Source organism: Pseudomonas sp. R-28-1W-6, from assembly GCF_009799925.1.
GTDB lineage: Bacteria > Pseudomonadota > Gammaproteobacteria > Pseudomonadales > Pseudomonadaceae > Aquipseudomonas.
Genome location: NZ_WELK01000002.1, coordinates 271,324 through 288,634 on the forward strand (window position 1 = coordinate 271,324; position 17,311 = coordinate 288,634).

Annotated in this window: 16 protein-coding genes; 4 read left to right on the plus strand and 12 right to left on the minus strand. The window is 65.3% G+C overall.

Annotated features, from left to right (window positions below; translation table 11 throughout):
* Positions 1–81: 81 nt before the first annotated feature.
* Positions 82–633: a sugar ABC transporter ATPase gene (locus F3I62_RS05485; RefSeq protein ID WP_160488680.1), complete on the minus strand. Its 552-nt coding sequence runs from the start codon at positions 631–633 to the stop codon at positions 82–84.
* 106 nt (positions 634–739) lie between these two features.
* On the opposite strand from F3I62_RS05485, the gene xseA reads away from it, so the two are divergent.
* The 4 genes from xseA to F3I62_RS05505 all read left to right on the plus strand — a co-directional run bounded on the left by xseA (position 740) and on the right by F3I62_RS05505 (position 5,832).
* Positions 740–2,119 carry an exodeoxyribonuclease VII large subunit gene (gene xseA / locus F3I62_RS05490; RefSeq protein WP_160489028.1) on the plus strand — a complete coding sequence of 460 codons (1,380 nt, stop codon included), beginning with the start codon at positions 740–742 and terminating at the stop codon, positions 2,117–2,119.
* A gap of 21 nt (positions 2,120–2,140) precedes the next feature.
* Positions 2,141–2,959, plus strand: coding sequence for a peptidoglycan DD-metalloendopeptidase family protein (locus F3I62_RS05495; RefSeq protein ID WP_160488681.1), 819 nt, complete (start codon positions 2,141–2,143; stop codon positions 2,957–2,959).
* 283 nt (positions 2,960–3,242) lie between these two features.
* Entirely contained in the window at positions 3,243–4,913 is a 1,671-nt protein-coding gene (gene leuA / locus F3I62_RS05500) for a 2-isopropylmalate synthase (protein WP_160488682.1), read from the plus strand.
* 163 nt (positions 4,914–5,076) lie between these two features.
* Positions 5,077–5,832: an ABC transporter substrate-binding protein gene (locus F3I62_RS05505; RefSeq protein WP_160488683.1), complete on the plus strand. Its 756-nt coding sequence runs from the start codon at positions 5,077–5,079 to the stop codon at positions 5,830–5,832.
* Between the two features lie 13 nt (positions 5,833–5,845).
* Here the strand turns inward: F3I62_RS05505 and F3I62_RS05510 are convergent, their stop codons facing one another.
* The 11 genes from F3I62_RS05510 to ndk form a co-directional block, all read right to left on the minus strand.
* Complete coding sequence (locus F3I62_RS05510; protein WP_160488684.1) at positions 5,846–6,634, minus strand: amidohydrolase; 789 nt, start codon at positions 6,632–6,634, stop codon at positions 5,846–5,848.
* 36 nt (positions 6,635–6,670) lie between these two features.
* A complete protein-coding gene (locus F3I62_RS05515) occupies positions 6,671–7,819 on the minus strand; it encodes a pyridoxal phosphate-dependent aminotransferase (protein ID WP_160488685.1) in 1,149 nt (382 codons plus the stop codon).
* A gap of 159 nt (positions 7,820–7,978) precedes the next feature.
* On the minus strand, positions 7,979–9,442 hold the full coding sequence (gene der / locus F3I62_RS05520) for a ribosome biogenesis GTPase Der (RefSeq protein WP_160488686.1): 1,464 nt from the start codon (positions 9,440–9,442) through the stop codon (positions 7,979–7,981).
* A 78-nt stretch (positions 9,443–9,520) separates the two neighbouring features.
* Positions 9,521–10,672 (minus strand): outer membrane protein assembly factor BamB, encoded by a 1,152-nt coding sequence (bamB, locus tag F3I62_RS05525; RefSeq protein WP_160488687.1) that lies wholly within the window; start codon positions 10,670–10,672, stop codon positions 9,521–9,523.
* Complete coding sequence (locus tag F3I62_RS05530) at positions 10,665–11,297, minus strand: tetratricopeptide repeat protein (protein WP_160488688.1); 633 nt, start codon at positions 11,295–11,297, stop codon at positions 10,665–10,667. The genes bamB and F3I62_RS05530 overlap by 8 nt, the downstream gene beginning before the upstream one ends.
* A gap of 35 nt (positions 11,298–11,332) precedes the next feature.
* On the minus strand, positions 11,333–12,622 hold the full coding sequence (gene hisS / locus F3I62_RS05535; RefSeq protein WP_160488689.1) for a histidine--tRNA ligase: 1,290 nt from the start codon (positions 12,620–12,622) through the stop codon (positions 11,333–11,335).
* Between the two features lie 18 nt (positions 12,623–12,640).
* Positions 12,641–13,753, minus strand: coding sequence for a flavodoxin-dependent (E)-4-hydroxy-3-methylbut-2-enyl-diphosphate synthase (ispG, locus tag F3I62_RS05540; protein WP_160488690.1), 1,113 nt, complete (start codon positions 13,751–13,753; stop codon positions 12,641–12,643).
* Between the two features lie 2 nt (positions 13,754–13,755).
* Positions 13,756–14,877: a RodZ domain-containing protein gene (locus F3I62_RS05545; RefSeq protein ID WP_160488691.1), complete on the minus strand. Its 1,122-nt coding sequence runs from the start codon at positions 14,875–14,877 to the stop codon at positions 13,756–13,758.
* Positions 14,877–15,638 (minus strand): type IV pilus biogenesis/stability protein PilW, encoded by a 762-nt coding sequence (gene pilW / locus F3I62_RS05550; RefSeq protein WP_160489029.1) that lies wholly within the window; start codon positions 15,636–15,638, stop codon positions 14,877–14,879. Before pilW ends, F3I62_RS05545 begins: the two co-directional genes overlap by 1 nt.
* 12 nt (positions 15,639–15,650) lie before the next feature.
* On the minus strand, positions 15,651–16,796 hold the full coding sequence (rlmN, locus tag F3I62_RS05555) for a 23S rRNA (adenine(2503)-C(2))-methyltransferase RlmN (RefSeq protein WP_160488692.1): 1,146 nt from the start codon (positions 16,794–16,796) through the stop codon (positions 15,651–15,653).
* Between the two features lie 24 nt (positions 16,797–16,820).
* Entirely contained in the window at positions 16,821–17,252 is a 432-nt protein-coding gene (gene ndk, locus F3I62_RS05560; protein WP_090442892.1) for a nucleoside-diphosphate kinase, read from the minus strand.
* Positions 17,253–17,311 lie beyond the last annotated feature (59 nt).

Here is a 17,311-nt window from a genome sequence, read left to right on the forward strand (position 1 = left end):
GCGGGAAAATTGGAAGCGCGCCATTATACCCAGCCGGCCTCACTCACTCAATGCAAAGAATGACTTGGCCGCACAAGTCATTCAGAGCACGACCGGCACCAGCGCCAGCGGATAGCCCAGGCGCTCGGCGAACTCGTCGAGAAAGCCCTGCCTGAAGGTCGCCGGGGCCCAGTTGTTGAAGATGAAGCCCAGGTTGGAGAAGGCGCAGGGCTGCAGGAACAGGAAGCCGTTGATGTCGTCCTCGTGCCCGCACTCCGGGCAACGGAAGTTGTCGGTCTGCCCGGGCATCCACTCCTCCAGGCTGTCGAACAGCGCCTCGCCGATTTCCTGGCGACACGCGGGGCAGCCGGCCTCCTCGGCGAAATGCTCGGTCGGGGTATAGATGCAGCGCTTGTTCACCACCTCCAGGCCATTGATCGACTGGCCGAAGGGCAACAACTGCGGCTGCTCGACCACCTGTCGCGCGCCGGGGGCGATGGCATAGGCCATGCGATTGAAGCCGCGCCCACAGGTGCTCGGCCGCTCCTCGACGACATTCAGCTGCGCCAGCCAGCGCAGGATCACCCGCGCCCGTGCCTCATGGCCGGGAAAGCTGGAAATGCGCGGCACGATAATGGCCTGGTTGTCGCTCATGGCAGGCTCCGTCTCTCGATCAAAGGCGCGCAGCTTAGCGGCTGCGGCGCAGTGGTCAACGCCGTCGGCCTATGGCCGGCCCGGCAAAGCCTTTATCATGCCGGCCATGATCAACGACCCGTTCCAACGCCTCGGCCTCGACCGTGATGTGCTCAGCGTCAGCCAGCTCAACAACCGCGCGCGGCTGTTGCTGGAAGACGTGTTCGCCCAGGTCTGGGTCGAAGGCGAAATCTCCAACCTGGCCAAGCCGGCCTCCGGGCATCTCTACTTTACCCTCAAGGACAGCCAGGCCCAGGTCCGCTGCGCACTGTTCCGACAGAACGCCAGCCGCGTACGCCAGGCCCTGCGCGACGGCCTGGCGGTCAAGGTGCGCGGCAAGGTCTCGCTGTTCGAGGGCCGTGGCGACTACCAGCTGATCCTCGACAGCGTCGAACCGGCCGGTGACGGCGCCCTGCGCCTGGCCTTCGAGGCGCTGAAGGAAAAGCTCGCCGGCGAGGGGCTGTTCAGCGCCGAGCACAAGGTCGCCCTGCCCGCCCACCCGCAGCACATCGGCATCGTCAGCTCGCCGACCGGCGCGGTGATCCGCGATATCATCAGCGTGTTCCGCCGCCGCGCCCCGCAGGTGGCGCTGACCCTGATCCCCACCGCCGTGCAGGGTCGCGAGGCCAGCGCGCAGATCGTCCGCGCCCTGCAGCTGGCCGACGCCCAGGGCTTCGACGCGCTGATCCTGGCCCGTGGCGGCGGCTCGCTGGAGGACCTCTGGTGCTTCAACGAGGAGGCCGTGGCCCGCGCCGTGGCCGCCTGCAAAACCCCCATCGTCAGCGCCGTCGGCCACGAGACCGATGTCTCGATCAGCGACTTCGTCGCCGATGTGCGCGCGCCGACACCCTCTGCCGCCGCCGAACTGCTGGCCCCGGACAGCAGCGACCTGCGCCACCGCCTGGACAACCTCAAGCGCCGCCTGCTGCTGCGCATGCAGGGCCGCCTGGCCCATGAGCACCTGCGCCTGGACGGCCTGGCCCGGCGCCTGCGCCACCCCGGCGAACGCCTGCGCCAGCAGGCCCAGCGCCTGGACGACCTGGACATGCGCCTGCGCCGCGCCTTTGCCCAGGAGCTGCACAAGCGCCGCGAACGCCTGGCGCGCCTGGATACCCGCCTGGCCGCCCAGCACCCGGGGCGCAGCCTGGCACTGCTGCGCCAGCGCCTGGACAGCCTGGCCGAACGCCTGCCGCGCGCCGCCCTCGGCCAACTGCGCGAGCGCCGGCAGAAACTCGAAGGCCTGATGCAGAACCTGCATATCGTCAGCCCGCTGGCCACCCTCGGCCGCGGCTACAGCATCCTCCTCGACGAACGCGGCCAGGCCATCCGCCGCGCCGCGCAGACCCAGCCCGGCCAGCGCCTCAAGGCCCGGCTCGGCGAAGGCGAGCTGCTGGTGCGAGTGGAAGACAACCACCTGAGCCCGGTGACCCTGTCGCTACTGGATTAACCCCACGCCGGACTGCCATTCATGCGCCTGCTTGCCCTGCTGCTCCTCTGCCTCGCCCTGCCCGTCCACGCCGAAGGTTTCATCAGCCGCCTGCTGCACAAGCCGGTACCGGGCGGCGTCGCCGTGCTGCAACTGGGCAGCGGCGCCAGCGCGCCGCAGGTGCGCTTCCAGGGCAAGCCGGTGCTGACGGTCAAGGAAGACGGCCGGCAGTGGATCGCCATCATCGGCCTGCCGCTGACCAGCCAGCCCGGCGCGGCGCAGGCCCTGGTCGACGGCCAGGCGGTCGCCTTCCAGATCGGCAGCAAGCACTACCGCGAGCAGCGCATCACCCTGAAGAACCAGGAGCAGGTCAACCCGAGCCCGGCCAACCTCCAGCGCATCGAGCGCGAACTGGCCGAACAGACCCTTGCCTACCAGCAGTTCAGCCCGCGCCAGCCGAGCAACCTGCTGCTCGACAAGCCGGTCGACGGCCCGCTCTCCAGCCCCTTCGGCCTGCGTCGCTTCTTCAATGGCGAGGAGCGCAACCCGCACTCCGGCCTGGATTTCGCCGCCAGGGCCGGCACCCCGATCAAGGCACCGGCGGCCGGCAAGGTGAGCCTGATCGGCGACTACTTCTTCAACGGCAAGACCGTGTTCGTCGACCACGGCCAGGGCCTGATCAGCATGTTCTGCCATCTGTCCAAGGTCGACGTGCAGCTGGGCCAGGAACTGCCGCGCGGCGGCCTGGTCGGCAAGGTCGGCAGCACCGGCCGCGCCACCGGCCCGCACATGCACTGGAACGTCAGCCTCAACGATGCGCGGGTCGACCCGGCGATCTTCATCGGCGCCTTCAAACCCTGAGCGAAGTGGAAAATCGCCACGCAATCGGAACAAAGAGTGCACACCGATTCAGCAATAATATTTCCAAATAATCATTTTTCAGCACAAAAACGGCGTTTTCCAAGCAAGCCTTGCCAGCTTTCACCCTACAAGGTTAGGGTTGCAGCATGAATACAGCCCACACCCTCATTCTGTTGCGCCAACACGCCTGCCTGCGCCTGGTCAGCCCGCGACTGCGCGGCTAAGTCCTCGTTCGCCAACACCCCGTTTTCTCCGGCCCGCCGCCGCACCAAGGATTAGCCCGATGACCATGCTCAAAGACCCGTCGACCAAATACCGCCCGTTCCCGCAGATCGACATCGCGGACCGCACCTGGCCGTCCAAGACCATCGACCAGGCGCCGATCTGGCTTTCTTCCGACCTGCGCGACGGCAACCAGTCGCTGATCGAGCCGATGGATGCCGAGAAGAAGATGCGTTTCTTCAAGACCCTGGTGAAGGTCGGCATCAAGGAAATCGAAGTGGGCTTCCCGTCCGCCTCGCAGACCGACTTCGACTTCGTCCGCGAGCTGATCGAAGGCGGCCACATTCCGGACGACGTGACCATCCAGGTGCTGACCCAGGCCCGCGAAGACCTGATCACCCGCACCTTCGAGTCGCTCAAGGGCGCCAAGCAGGCCATCGTCCACTACTACAACGCCACCGCGCCGAGCTTCCGCCGCATCGTCTTCAACCAGGACCAGGCCGGCGTGATCGAGATCGCCGTGAATGCCGCGCAGATCATCCAGCGCCTGGCCGCCCAGGCGCCGGAAACCGCCTGGCGTTTCGAGTACTCGCCGGAAGTGTTCAGCTCCACCGAGACCGCATTCGCCGTCGAGGTGTGCAACGCGGTGATCGGCGTATTCCAGCCGACCCCGGCGCAGAAGCTGATCCTCAACCTGCCGGCGACCATCGAGGCCGCCACGCCGAACGTCTACGCCGACCAGATCGAGTGGTTCTGCCGCCACATCGACAAGCGCGACAGCGTGCTGATCAGCCTGCATACCCACAACGATCGCGGCACCGGCGTGGCCGCCACCGAACTGGGCCTGATGGCCGGCGGTGACCGCGTGGAAGGCTGCCTGTTCGGCAACGGCGAACGCACCGGCAACGTCGACCTGGTCACCGTGGCGCTCAACCTCTACACCCAGGGCGTCGACCCCGAGCTGGACTTCTCCGACATCGACTCGGTGCGCAAGGTGGTCGAGGAATGCAACCAGCTGCCGGTGCACCCGCGGCATCCGTACGTCGGCGACCTGGTCCACACCGCTTTCTCCGGCTCGCACCAGGACGCGATCCGCAAGGGCTTCGCCCAGCAGGACCCGCAAGGCGTGTGGGAAGTGCCGTACCTGCCGATCGACCCGGCCGACATCGGCCGCGACTACGAGGCGGTGATCCGCGTCAACAGCCAGTCCGGCAAGGGCGGCATCACCTTCCTTCTCGAGCAGGAGTACGGCATCAGCCTGCCGCGCCGCATGCAGATCGAGTTCAGCCAGGTGGTGCAGAAGGAAACCGACCGCCTCGGTCTGGAGATGACCGCCGCGCAGATCTACGGCCTGCTGGAAAACGAGTACCTCAAGGCCACCAGCCCCTACGTGCTGAAGAGCCATCGCCTGCAGGAAGAGAACGGCATCTGCAACGTCGATGTGGACGTCAACTTCAACGGCGAGCTGCGCCGCAAGCACGGAACCGGCAAGGGCCCGCTGGAAGCCCTGGTCGCCGCCCTGCCGATGAATGTGGAGATCATGGATTACCACGAGCACGCCATCAGCGCCGGCACCAACGCCCAGGCCGTGGCCTACATCGAGATCCGTCTCAACGGCGGGCGCCCGCTGCATGGCATCGGCATCGACGAGAACCTGACCACCGCGACCTTCCGCGCCCTGTTCAGCGCCCTCAACCGCGCCATGAGCCAGGCCGAGGCCCAGGCGGCCTGAACGCCGGCGTAGGCGCGGCTTGTCCCGCGCCCGTCACGGCGAGTCGGCGCACCGGCAACCGCCGCAACAGCTAACCAGGGGAGCCCAGCGCTCCCCTTTTTTATTTCACACCCCCAGCGCCAGCTCCTAGACTGCACGACAGCAGCAACGCGGAGAGCCCACGATGAGCAAGCCCAACCTGCTGGCCCGCCTCGTCCTGGCCACGGCCCTGCTGGGCGGCAGCGGCTACGGCAGCGCGGCCGAGGTGGTGATGGCCTTCGGCGAGAAGATTCCGCCCTTCTGCTTCCCGGAAAGCGACAGCGGCATCGAACTGGAGATCATCGGCGAAGCCCTGGCCTTCAGGGGCCACCGCCTCAAGCCGCACTACTACCCGCTGGCCCGCGTACCGCTGAGCTTTCGCCAGGGCGAAGTGGATGCGGCGATGACCGACCTGGGCCAGGATCTCAGCCAGGCCGGCGCCCATTATGGCCAACCGGCGGTGATCTACCAGAACGTGTTCATCACCCTGAAAAAGCGCAAGCTGCGCATCCAGCGCCCGCAGGACCTGGCCGGACTCAGCGTGGTGGCCTTTCCCGGCGCGGCCCAGCGCTACCCGGAGTGGCTGGCGCAGACCCAGCAGGCCGGGCTGTACTTCGAGCAGAACAACCAGGAGCTGCAGGTGCTCGGCCTGAACAAGGCGCGCTACGACGTGGTGCTCAGCGACCAGAGCATCTTCCGCTACTTCGAGCTGCTGCTCGAACGCACCAGCCTGTTCAAGGCCCAGGCCACCGAGCTGCACCACTTCGTCGAGGAAGACCCCGAGGATTACCGCCCGCTATTTCGCGACCGGCAGATCCGCGACGACTTCGACGCCGGCCTCGAACAGCTGAAAAGCAGCGGGCGCTACCAGCAGATCTACGACCACTACCTGCAGCAGTAGCGCCTCGCGCCGATCAGGCTTCGTCCAGGCTGAACGGATCGGCGTCCAGGTGGGCCGGAAAGCGCTGGCGATAGGTGGCCAGGGCGGCCGCGCTGAGCCGGGTGCGGAACACCCCGCCGGCCTCGCCCGGCGCCAGCAAGGCGTCGCCCTGGAAGTCCAGCACCTGGCTGTCGCCGCTGTAGGGATGAGCGTTGCCATCGCTGCCGATGCGGTTGACCGCGGCCACGTAGCACAGGTTCTCGATGGCCCGCGCCGGCAGCAGGCGATTCCAGTGCTGGCGCCGCGCAGCCGGCCAGTTGGCGGTGTACAGCAGCAGGTCGGTGCCGCCGGGATCGCGGCTCCATACCGGGAAGCGCAGGTCGTAGCAGATCAGCGGGCGCACCCGCCAGCCGTTCAGCTCCAGCACCACCTGCTGCTCGCCGGCCGCGTAGTGCTTGTGCTCGCCGGCCATGCGAAACAGGTGACGCTTGTCGTAATGGGCCAGCGTGCCGTCCGGGCGCGCCCACAGCAGGCGGTTGCGGTAGCTGCCGTCGGCGGCCTGGATGATCAGGCTGCCGCAGATCACCGAGCCGATGCGCTCGGCCTGCTCCAGCAGCCAGGCGCTGGTCGGCCCGTCCTCCGCTTCGGCCAGAGCCGAGGAGTGCATGGAGAAACCGGTGCTGAACATTTCCGGCAGGATCACCAGATCGGCGGCGCGCGCCTCGACCAGCAGCTCGGCAAAGTGCGCGCGGTTGGCCGCCGGATCCTGCCAGACCAGTTCGGTCTGGATCAGCGCCAGTTCGAGATCGGGCTTATGGCTCATCGCAACTCCTCAAACCGTTGGGGACACCCTGCCAGGTTACACCGCGCAGAGTTTGTCGGCGGCCTGGCGCAGGGTGTCCTCGCGCTTGGCGAAACAGAAGCGCACCAGGCGCAGGTCGGCCGGCGGCTGCTGGTAGAACACCGAGACCGGGATGGCCGCCACCCCGTGCTCACGGGTCAGCCATTCGGCCATGGCCACATCGTCCAGCTCCGGGCGGATCGCCGAGTAGTCGGCCAGCTGGAAATAGGTGCCCGCGGTCGGCGTGAAGGCGAAGCGCGAGCCGCCCAGCAGGTCGCAGAACAGGTCGCGCTTGCTCTGGTAGAAGGCCGGCAACTCGCTGACGTGCTCCGGGTGTTCGGCCATGAAGTCGGCCAGCGCCCATTGCAGCGGGGTCACCCCGCAGAAGCTGACGTACTGGTGCACCTTGCGCAGCTCGGCGGACAGCGCCGGCGGCGCCACCACATAGCCGGTCTTCCAGCCGGTGACGTGGTAGGTCTTGCCGAAGGAACTGACCACCAAGGCGCGCTGGTACAGTTCCTCGTGGGCCAGCACGCTGGCGTGGCGCACGCCGTCGAACACCAGGTGTTCGTAGACCTCGTCACTCAGCAGGTAGATGTCGCGGCCACGGATCAGCGCGGCCAGGCGCTCCAGGTCCGCCGCGCCGATCAGGGCGCCGCTGGGGTTGTGCGGGCTGTTGAGGATGATCAGGCGGGTGCACGGGCTCAGCGCATCCTGCAGACGCTGCCAGTCGATGGCGAAGTCCGGCAGGGCCAGCGGCACGTGCACACAACGCCCGCCGGCCAGCACCACGGAAGGCTCGTAGCTGTCGTAGCAGGGATCGAAGACGATCACCTCGTCGCCCGCCTGGATCAGCGCCTGGATCGCGCAGAAGATCGCCTGGGTGGCGCCGGGAGTGATGGTCACCTCGCTATCGGCGCTGACCGTGCGCCCATAGCAGCGGGCGATCTTCGCCGCCACCTGCTCGCGCAGGGCCGGCAGGCCGGTCATCGGTGCGTATTGATTGTGCCCGGCGGCGATATGCCGGCCGACCGCCTCACGCAGGGCCTGCGGCCCATCGAAATCGGGGAAGCCCTGGGACAGGTTGAGCGCGCCGCTTTCCACGGCGAGCTGGGACATGCGGGTGAAGATGGTGGTGCCGACATGCGGCAACTTGCTGGTGAGCATCAGGCCTATTCCTGCTGACGGGCGCGAGCGGCGAGGATAGCCCATGGCCCGGGCCGGATGCAGCAGCCGCGCTTATGAAAAAGGCGCAGAAGCTTATGCCTTCTGCGCCTTTTCACGCCTGGATCCCCGCCTGACGGGAACAGGCCCGCCTGGCGAGCGTTACTTCTTGTCGCGACGCTTCTTCTCGGCCTTCTTGTGGTGGCTCATCAGGCGGCGCTTCTTGTTCACCTGGCGGTCGGTGAGGGTGTTCTTCTTGCCCTCGTAGGGGTTCTCACCGCCCTTGTACTCGATGCGGATCGGCGTGCCGACCAGCTTGAGGACGCGGCGGTAGGTGTTTTCCAGGTAGCGGGTATAGGACTTCGGCACCGCCTCGACCTGGTTGCCGTGGATCACGATCAGCGGCGGGTTGGCACCACCGAGGTGGGCATAGCGCAGCTTGATCCGTCGACCGCTGACCATCGGCGGCTGGTGCTCCTGCACCGCGTCCTCGAGGATCTGGGTCAGGCGGTTGGTCGGCCAGCGGGTGATCGCCGACTTGAACGAGGCCTGCACCGACTTGTACAGGTTGCCCACGCCGGTACCGTGCAGGGCGGAGATGAAGTGGATGTCGGCGAAGTCGACGAAGAACAGCCGGCGCTCCAGCTCGGTCTTCACGTAGTCGCGCTCGCCCGGCTCCATGCCGTCCCACTTGTTCAGGGCGATGACCAGGGCGCGCCCGGCCTCCAGGGCGAAGCCGAGCAGGTTGAGGTCGTGGTCGACCACGCCTTCACGGGCGTCCATGACGAAGATCACCACGTTGGCGTCCTTGATCGCCTGCAGAGTCTTCACCACCGAGAACTTTTCCACTTCCTCGTGGATCTTGCCGCGCTTGCGCACGCCGGCGGTGTCGATCAGCGTGTACTTCTCGTCGTTACGCTCGAACGGGATGTAGATGCTGTCGCGGGTGGTACCCGGCTGGTCATAGACGACCACGCGGTCCTCGCCGAGCATGCGGTTGACCAGGGTCGACTTGCCGACGTTGGGCCGGCCGATGATGGCGATCTTGATCCCGTCCTTCTCGCTCGGGCCCGGAATGCGCTTGGCTTCCTCGCCTTCGGCGACTTCCTCATCGATGGCGCCGTCGTCCTCGTCGCGGGGGAACTCACCGAGCGCCGCCTCCAGCAGCTGGGTGATGCCGCGGCCATGGGCGCCGGCAATCGGCAGGGCCTCGCCCATGCCCATGGGGCTGAACTCGGCACGGGCGATGTCCGGATCGATGTTGTCGATCTTGTTCACCACCAGGTAGCTGCGCTTGTTGCGCTTGCGCAGGTGTTCGCCAATCATCTGGTCGCCGGCGGTCATGCCCGCCCGGGCATCGACCAGGAACAGCACCACGTCGGCTTCCTCGATCGCCAGCAGCGACTGCTCGGCCATCTTCTCGTCGATGCCTTCCTCGTCACCGGAGATGCCGCCGGTATCGACCAGGATGTAGCTGCGCCCTTCCCACTTGGCCTCGCCATACTGGCGATCACGGGTCAGGCCGGACAGATCGCCGACGATCGCATCGCGGGTGCGGGTCAGGCGGTTGAACAGGGTCGACTTGCCCACATTGGGACGGCCCACCAGGGCGATTACCGGAACCATTGGGCTCCTCCACAGCTAAATCCAGAAAACACAAAGGCCGCTGCCGTAAACGGCAGCGGCCGGACATTGCAAAACAGCTTAGCGGATGGTCAGCGCGACCAGTTTCCCGCTGTTGCCGTAGGCGTAAATCCAGTCACCGACCACCAGCGGACGAGCCCGCAGGCCGTCGCCGTCGATCTTCTCGCGGCCGACGAAGTGGCCGTCCACCTGGCTCAGCAGGTGCAGGTAGCCTTCCAGGTCACCCACCGCCACGTAGCTGGAAAACACTTCCGGCGCGGACAGCTGGCGACGAGCCAGGGCATCGTTGTTCCACAGGGCCGAGGTGGAGCGCTCGTCGATGCTCTCGACGCTGCCACCGGCCTGGCTGACATAGACGTTGCCGAAGCCCTGGGCCAGGCCCACGTAGCTGGACGCCTCACGCTGCCACAGCTGGCGCCCACTTTCGATGTCGATACCGGCCACCTTGCCCTGATAGGTCACCACGTACAGGGTGCCACCGGAGAGCAGCAGGCTGCCGTCGATGTCGACCACCCGCTCCAGCTCGGAGCGACCTTGGGGTACGGCCACACGCTGCTCCCACACCGGGATGCCGCGCTGGATATCCAGGGCAATCACCTTGCCGGTGGACAGGCCGGCGATGGCCAGGCGGTTGGTCACCACCGGGCTGCTGGTGCCACGCAGGGTCAGCACGGCCGGGCTGTTCTCGTAGATCCAGCGTTGTTCGCCGGTGCTGGCATCCAGGCCGATCAGACGGTCGTCCTGGGTCTGCACCACAACCACGTCGCCATTGGTCGCCGGAGCGGACAGCACTTCGCTGCTCACCCGGGCACGCCAGCGCTCTTCACCGGAGCTGGCGTCGAGGGCGATTACTTCGCCTTTCAGGGTGCCGACCAGCACCAGGCCGTAACCGGCACCGACGCCGCCGGATACCGGCAGCTCCAGGTCGACTTTCCAGAACACGTCGCCATTCAGGCGGTCGAGAGCCATCACGATGCCCTCGGCATCGGCGGCGAATAGACGCTCGCCATCCACGGCCGGGGTCAGCAGGTTGTACAGCTCACCCTGACCATCACCGATGGAGCGGCTCCACTGGCTCTGCAGTTCGACCTCTTCCTGGAACTCAGGGAGTTCGGCGGGCGGCAGTTCCTTCTTGCTGTTGCTGCTGCACCCCACGGCCAGAACGGCCAGGGCCAGCACGGCGGCATTCTTCCAGCGCATCACGTCACGCATCCCCTTTCGCCAGGTCGTCGAGTTTCATTTGCAGGCTGCCTACGGCGGCATCGTCGGCCAGTGCGGCCTTGGCCTTCAGGTAGGCGGCATGGGCATCGTCGGTACGGCCAAGCTGCACCAGCAGATCGCCCTTGAGCTCTTCACGGCTGGCCTGCCAGACCTTGGCGGCTTCGCCTTCGAGCAGTTTGAGCGCATCTTCGGCCTTGCCCTGGGCGGCCAGGACACGGGCCAGGCGCTGACGGGCCAGTTCGGCCACGGTCGCATCGACCGGCTTGTCGCTCAGCGCCTTGAGTTCGGCTGCGGCATCATCCAGCTTGCCGGCTTCCACGGCGACCTTGGCCACGAACAGCGAGGCGTACTGGGCGTAGTGAGTGCCGGCGTACTCGCTCTTCAGCTTGCCTGCCAGCTCGGCGACCTTGCCGGCATCCGGGGTGCTGCCGGTCAGACTGGTCTCCAGCAGTTGCTGGTAGATCAGCGAGGCGCTTTGCGCCTGCTTGGTCTGGTAGCTCTGCCAGGCGTTCCAGCCGAATACCAGCGCCAGCGCCAGCGCGCCGCCCGTTAGCAGGGGTTTGCCATTGCGCTGCCACCAGTCCTTGATCTGCGCAATCTGTTCTTCTTCGGTCATGCTCACCCCGGTTACTCCTTAATTCTTTGAAGGCTTCAAGCCTGCGCCAGGCAGGTGGCAAGGTGCTGCGCAAGCGCATCCCAGGCAATGGTTTGTTGTTCGCTGTCGTCGCGCAAAGGTTTGCAACCTACCACGCGGCTGGCCAGTTCGTCCTCACCCAGAATCAGGGCGAAGCGCGCGCCGCTCTTGTCGGCCTTCTTGAACTGGCTCTTGAAGCTGCCGGCACCGGCGTTGACCACCAGGCGCAGGCCCGGCAAGGCGTCACGCAGGCGCTCGGCCAGGGCCAGGGCGGCCAGCTCGGCCGGCTCGCCGAAGGCACACAGGTAGAGATCGGCCGGGCTGTGCAGATGCGCGGGGACCAGATCGAGGGTTTCCAGCAACAGCACCAGACGCTCGACGCCCATGGCGAAGCCGACGCCGGGGGTCGGCTTGCCGCCGAACTGGCTGATCAGCCCGTCGTAACGCCCACCGGCACACACGGTGCCTTGCGAGCCGAGCTTGTCGGTGACCCACTCGAACACGGTGCGGCCGTAGTAATCCAGGCCACGCACCAGCTTCGGGTTGATCTGGTAACCGATACCGACCGCATCCAGGCGCGCCTTGAGCCCCTCGAAATGCACGCGCGACTCCTCGTCGAGGTAGTCATGCAGGGTCGGCGCATCGGCGAGCAGCGCCTGGGTCTGGGCGTTCTTGCTGTCGAGAATGCGCAGCGGGTTGGTGGTCAGGCGACGCTGGCTGTCCTCGTCGAGCTGCTCGAAGCGCTCCTGCAGATAGGCCACCAGGGCATCGCGATAGACCGCACGGGCATCGCTGGAGCCCAGGCTGTTGAGCTGCAGGGTGACCGAATCGGCCAGCCCCAGCTGCTGCCACAGGCGCGCGGTGAGCACGATCAGCTCGGCATCGATATCCGGACCGGGCAGGTTGAACACCTCCACGCCGACCTGGTGGAACTGGCGATAGCGGCCTTTTTGTGGCTTCTCGTAGCGGTACATCGGCCCGGCGTACCAGAGTTTCTGTACCTGGCCGCCGCCGGTCAGGCCATGCTCCAGCACCGCCCGCACGCAACCGGCAGTGCCTTCCGGACGCAGGGTCAGGGACTCTTGGTTGCGGTCGAGGAAGGTGTACATCTCCTTGTCGACCACATCGGTGCCTTCGCCGATGCCGCGGGCGAACAGTTCGGTGAACTCGAGCACTGGCAGGCGGATTTCCTTGTAGCCGTAGCCCTCCAGCAATCCCGCCAGGGTGTTTTCCAGATAGCGCCAGGTCGGCGTCTGCTCCGGCAGGATGTCGTTCATGCCGCGGATGGCTTGCAGGGTCTTGCTCACAAATATTCCTTAGTGCGGTCAGCCGCGGGCGATCACAGCCGCCTCGGCCTCGACCTTCTCGGCTGCTTTCTGGCGGATCAGCTTTTCCAGCTGGTCCACCAGGTTTTCATTGGTCAGCTTGTGTGCCGGCTTGCCGTCGATATAGATGAGGTTGTTCGGCGTACCGCCGGTCAGGCCGATATGCGCTTCCTTGGCCTCGCCGGGGCCGTTGACCACGCAGCCGATCACCGCAACATCCAGCGGTACGAGCAGGTCTTCGACGCGGCTTTCCAGCTCGTTCATGGTCTTCACCACATCGAAGTTCTGCCGCGAGCAGCTCGGGCAGGCGATGAAGTTGATGCCACGCGAGCGCAGGCGCAGGGACTTGAGGATGTCGTAACCGACCTTGATCTCTTCCACCGGATCGGCGGCCAGGGAGATGCGGATGGTGTCGCCGATGCCGTCCATCAGCAGCATGCCCAGGCCCACCGCCGACTTCACGGTACCGGAGCGCAGGCCGCCAGCCTCGGTGATACCCAGGTGCAGCGGCTGCTCGATCTGCTTGGCCAGCAGACGGTAGGCCTCGACGGCCATGAACACGTCGGAGGCCTTCACGCTGACCTTGAAGTCGGGAAAGTTCAGGCGATCCAGGTGCTCGACATGGCGCAGCGCCGACTCGACCAGCGCTTCTGGGGTCGGTTCGCCGTATTTCTTCTGCAGGTCCTTTTCCAGCGAGCCGGCATTGACCCCGATACGGATCGGGATGCCCTTGTCGCGGGCGGCTTCGACCACCGCGCGCACACGGCCTTCGCGGCCGATATTGCCCGGATTGATGCGCAGGCAGTCGACGCCCAGCTCGGCCACGCGCAGGGCGATCTGGTAGTCGAAATGGATGTCGGCCACCAGCGGCACATGCACCTGCTGCTTGATCTTGCCGAAAGCCTCGGCGGCCTGCATGTCTGGCACCGAGACGCGGACGATGTCGGCGCCGGCCTCTTCCAGGCGGAGTATCTGGCCGACGGTGGCGGCCACGTCGCAGGTGTCGGTGTTGGTCATGCTCTGCACCGAGATCGGCGCATCGCCACCAACCGGTACCGAGCCGACCCAAATCTTGCGGGACAGGCGACGTTTGATCGGGGATTCGCAATGCATATCTATTGACCCAGCTTCAGGCGAGCGGTTTCACCGTGAGTGAAGGCGGCCAGATCGACCAGTTGGCCGTCCACGCGCACTTCGGCTCCACGGGCATAGCCCAGGCGCAGCTCCAGCGGAGCCTTGCCGATCAGTTCGACACTTTCGCCACGGCGCTTCAACGCACTGAGCAGCACCTTGCCATTGGCATCGGTCAGCTGGGTCCAGCAGTTGGCGGTGAACTGCAGATGGACCTTGGCCTCGCCGGCGGCCGGCACGACAACCGCAGCCGGCTCGGCCGGAACCTCGGCCACCGGCGCTGCGGCGGCAGGCACAGCAGGGCTGAGCGGAGCCGGGGCCGGGGCCGGGGCCGGAGCGGAGGATGCGGGAGCGGATGTTTCCGCTGCGGCAACCGCCGACGGCATCACCGGTGCAGCCGCAGGAGGCGTGGCAAGTACCGGGGCAGCCGCAGGAGGCGTGGCAAGTACCGGGGCAGCCGCCGGCGCATCGGCAACAGGCGGGGTGGAGCTGGCGCCCTCAGGGGCCGCAGCAGCCTCCGGCGCGCCGACCTGCTCTCCGGGCAATACCGGCACCGGCAATTCGACGGGCGCTTGCGCCGCGACGACCGCCTGGTCTTCCAGCTCACCCAGCGGATGGATCTCGGTCGTGCCATCCGCACCTTCGACCTCGACATGCTCGAGCCCCAGGTCGGCGGGCACCAGGCTGACCTTGCCGGCCCCGGCCTGCCACCAGAAGAATGCCCCGACACCCAGGACGAGCAACAGGCACAGGCTGACGATTTTCAGGATGCTCTGCGAGAGGCGCACCGGCTCCTCGATACGACCCAGGCTGTGCACGCTGCTGCCGCTGGCATCGCTGCCGGTGAACTGATCGAATTCGCTGACCAAAGGCGCCTGGTCCATCCCCAGCAACTTGGCATAGGCGCGCACATAGCCCCGGGCAAAGGTATGCCCCGGCAGCTTGTCGAAGGCACCGGTTTCCAGCTGATGCAGGGCCTGCTCGGTCAAATGGAGTTGTGCCGCCACCTCGGTCAGCGCCCAGCCCTTGCTCTCGCGAGCCTTGCGCAGGGTATCGCCCGGATTGACACGACTCGCCGCTACTGCTTCGGGATGCGACGTCTTCATCACTGCTCCGACAGGTATTGCTGATATTCCGGGGTACCCGGATAGAGTCTTTTCATTTGCAGGCCCAGGCTGGCAGCCCGGTCACGCTCATCGAACACCTTGGCAAGACGGATACCCAGCAGCAGGCTCTGTGGCGTCTGCCCAGACAGCTGACTGAAACCTTCGTAGTAACTACGCGCCGGGACGTACTGTTTCTTGTCGAAATTCAGCTGAGCCATCTGTAACAGGGACACCGGACGCTGGCTGTTCAAGCGTAAAGAGCGCTCGAAATAATGCTCGGCATCGTCACGCTTGCCCAACTGCAAAGCGGTCAAACCCAGATTCTCGAAAACCCGGGAGCGCTCGGCGTAGAGCGTATCCTCGGAAGCCTTGAGGTAAATATCGTAGGCTTCCTGATAACGCTTCTGCTCGAAGAGGAAGCCGCCATAGTTGTTCAGTATGCGCGACTCACCCGAACTCAGCGAAATGGCCTTGCGATAGTGTTCTTCCGCGAGATTGGACTCCATCTCGCGCTGGAAGACCACGGCCAAGGCTGCATGCGCCTCGGCACTGGAAGGATCCAGTTCGAGGGCGGACTTCAGCGGTTCCTTGGCCTTTTCCGTAGTACCCTGATTCAGCAGACCGATACCCAACTGGATATAGGCGTCCCGCGCCTGATCACGCCCTTCGTCAGTGCTGAGCGGATCCTTCATGCCGCCAGTAGTCACGCAACCGGCCAGCAAGCCTGCAAGCGACAGAAACAGCGCAGCGCGCAAAATCATGAACATCCCCTTTCAAGTTCGATTGGTGGTGCGAGGTTCTTCAGCCTCGCTGCCCAGCTGGCGCACGGCGATATAACGCTCGCTGCGCCGGGTACGGTCCTGAACCTGACCTACCAGTTGACCACAGGCCGCATCGATATCGTCACCACGGGTGGTGCGCACGGTGACATTGTGCCCGGCCTTGTGGAGCAGGTCCTGAAAACGGCGAATGGCGTTGTTGCTCGGCCGCTCGTAACCGGAGAAGGGGAAGGGATTAAACGGAATCAGATTGATCTTGCAAGGAAAATCCTTGAGAAGTGCGATCATCTGCTCAGCATGCTCGGGCTGGTCGTTGACGTCCTTGAGCAGGGTGTACTCGATGGTTAGGAAGCGTTTCTCGCCCAGTCCTTCGATATAGCGACGGCACGCGGGCAGCAGCATATCCAGCGGATACTTCTTGTTGATCGGTACCAGCTGGCTGCGCAGCTCGTCGTTCGGCGCATGCAGCGACAGGGCCAGGGACACGTCGATGACCTCGCCCAGCTTGTCGATCATCGGCACCACGCCGGAGGTGGACAGCGTTACCTTGCGCTTGGAGATGCCATAGCCGAGGTCGTCCATCATGATGCGCATGGCGGCAACCACATTGTCGAAGTTGAGCAGGGGCTCGCCCATGCCCATCATCACCACGTTGGTGACGGCCCGATCGATCTTGGCCGGCACGGTGCCGAAGGATTTGTTGGCAATCCACACCTGGCCGATGATTTCCGCGGCGGTCAGGTCGCTGTTGAAGCCCTGCTTGCCGGTGGAGCAGAAACTGCAATCCAGCGCGCAGCCAGCCTGGGACGACACACACAGGGTGCCACGGCCGCCTTGCGGGATGTAAACGGTCTCGACGCAACTGCCGGACGCCACGCGCACCACCCATTTGCGGGTGCCATCGGCGGAAATGTCCTGGCTGACAACCTCGGGACCACGAATTTCGGCACAGGCCTTGAGCTTTTCGCGCAAGGCCTTGCCCAGATTGCTCATGGCGTCGAAATCATCGACGCCAAAGTGGTGAATCCACTTCATGACCTGACCGGCACGGAAGCGCTTGTCTCCGATGGACTCGAAGAAGCTCTCCATTTCAGGCTGGGTCAGACCCAGCAGATTGATTTTACCGGCAGTCTCAGTCATGAACTCACCCTCGCCTGTTCGCCATTAGCGAATGCGAGCGCACACCTCGGTGGCGGCGAAGAAGTAGGCGATCTCGCGAGCGGCGGAAGCCTCGGAGTCGGAACCGTGTACGGCGTTCTCGTCGATGGAAACGGCGAAATCGGCACGAATGGTGCCGGCAGCCGCTTCTTTCGGATTGGTGGCGCCCATCAGCTCACGGTTTTTCAGGACGGCGTCTTCGCCTTCCAGAACCTGGACGATGACCGGACCAGAGGTCATGAAGGCAACCAGGTCCTTGAAGAAGCCGCGCTCGCTGTGCTCGGCGTAGAAGCCAGCGGCTTCGCGCTCGGACAGCTGAACCATCTTCGAAGCAACGACGCGCAGGCCGGCTTTTTCGAAGCGGGTGGTGATCTCGCCGATAACGTTTTTGGCAACGGCATCCGGCTTGATGATGGAGAAAGTACGTTGAACAGCCATGTGAAACTCCAGAAACAAGGATTAAAGCGAACAAGTAAACCCGCGAATTATACGCGGGT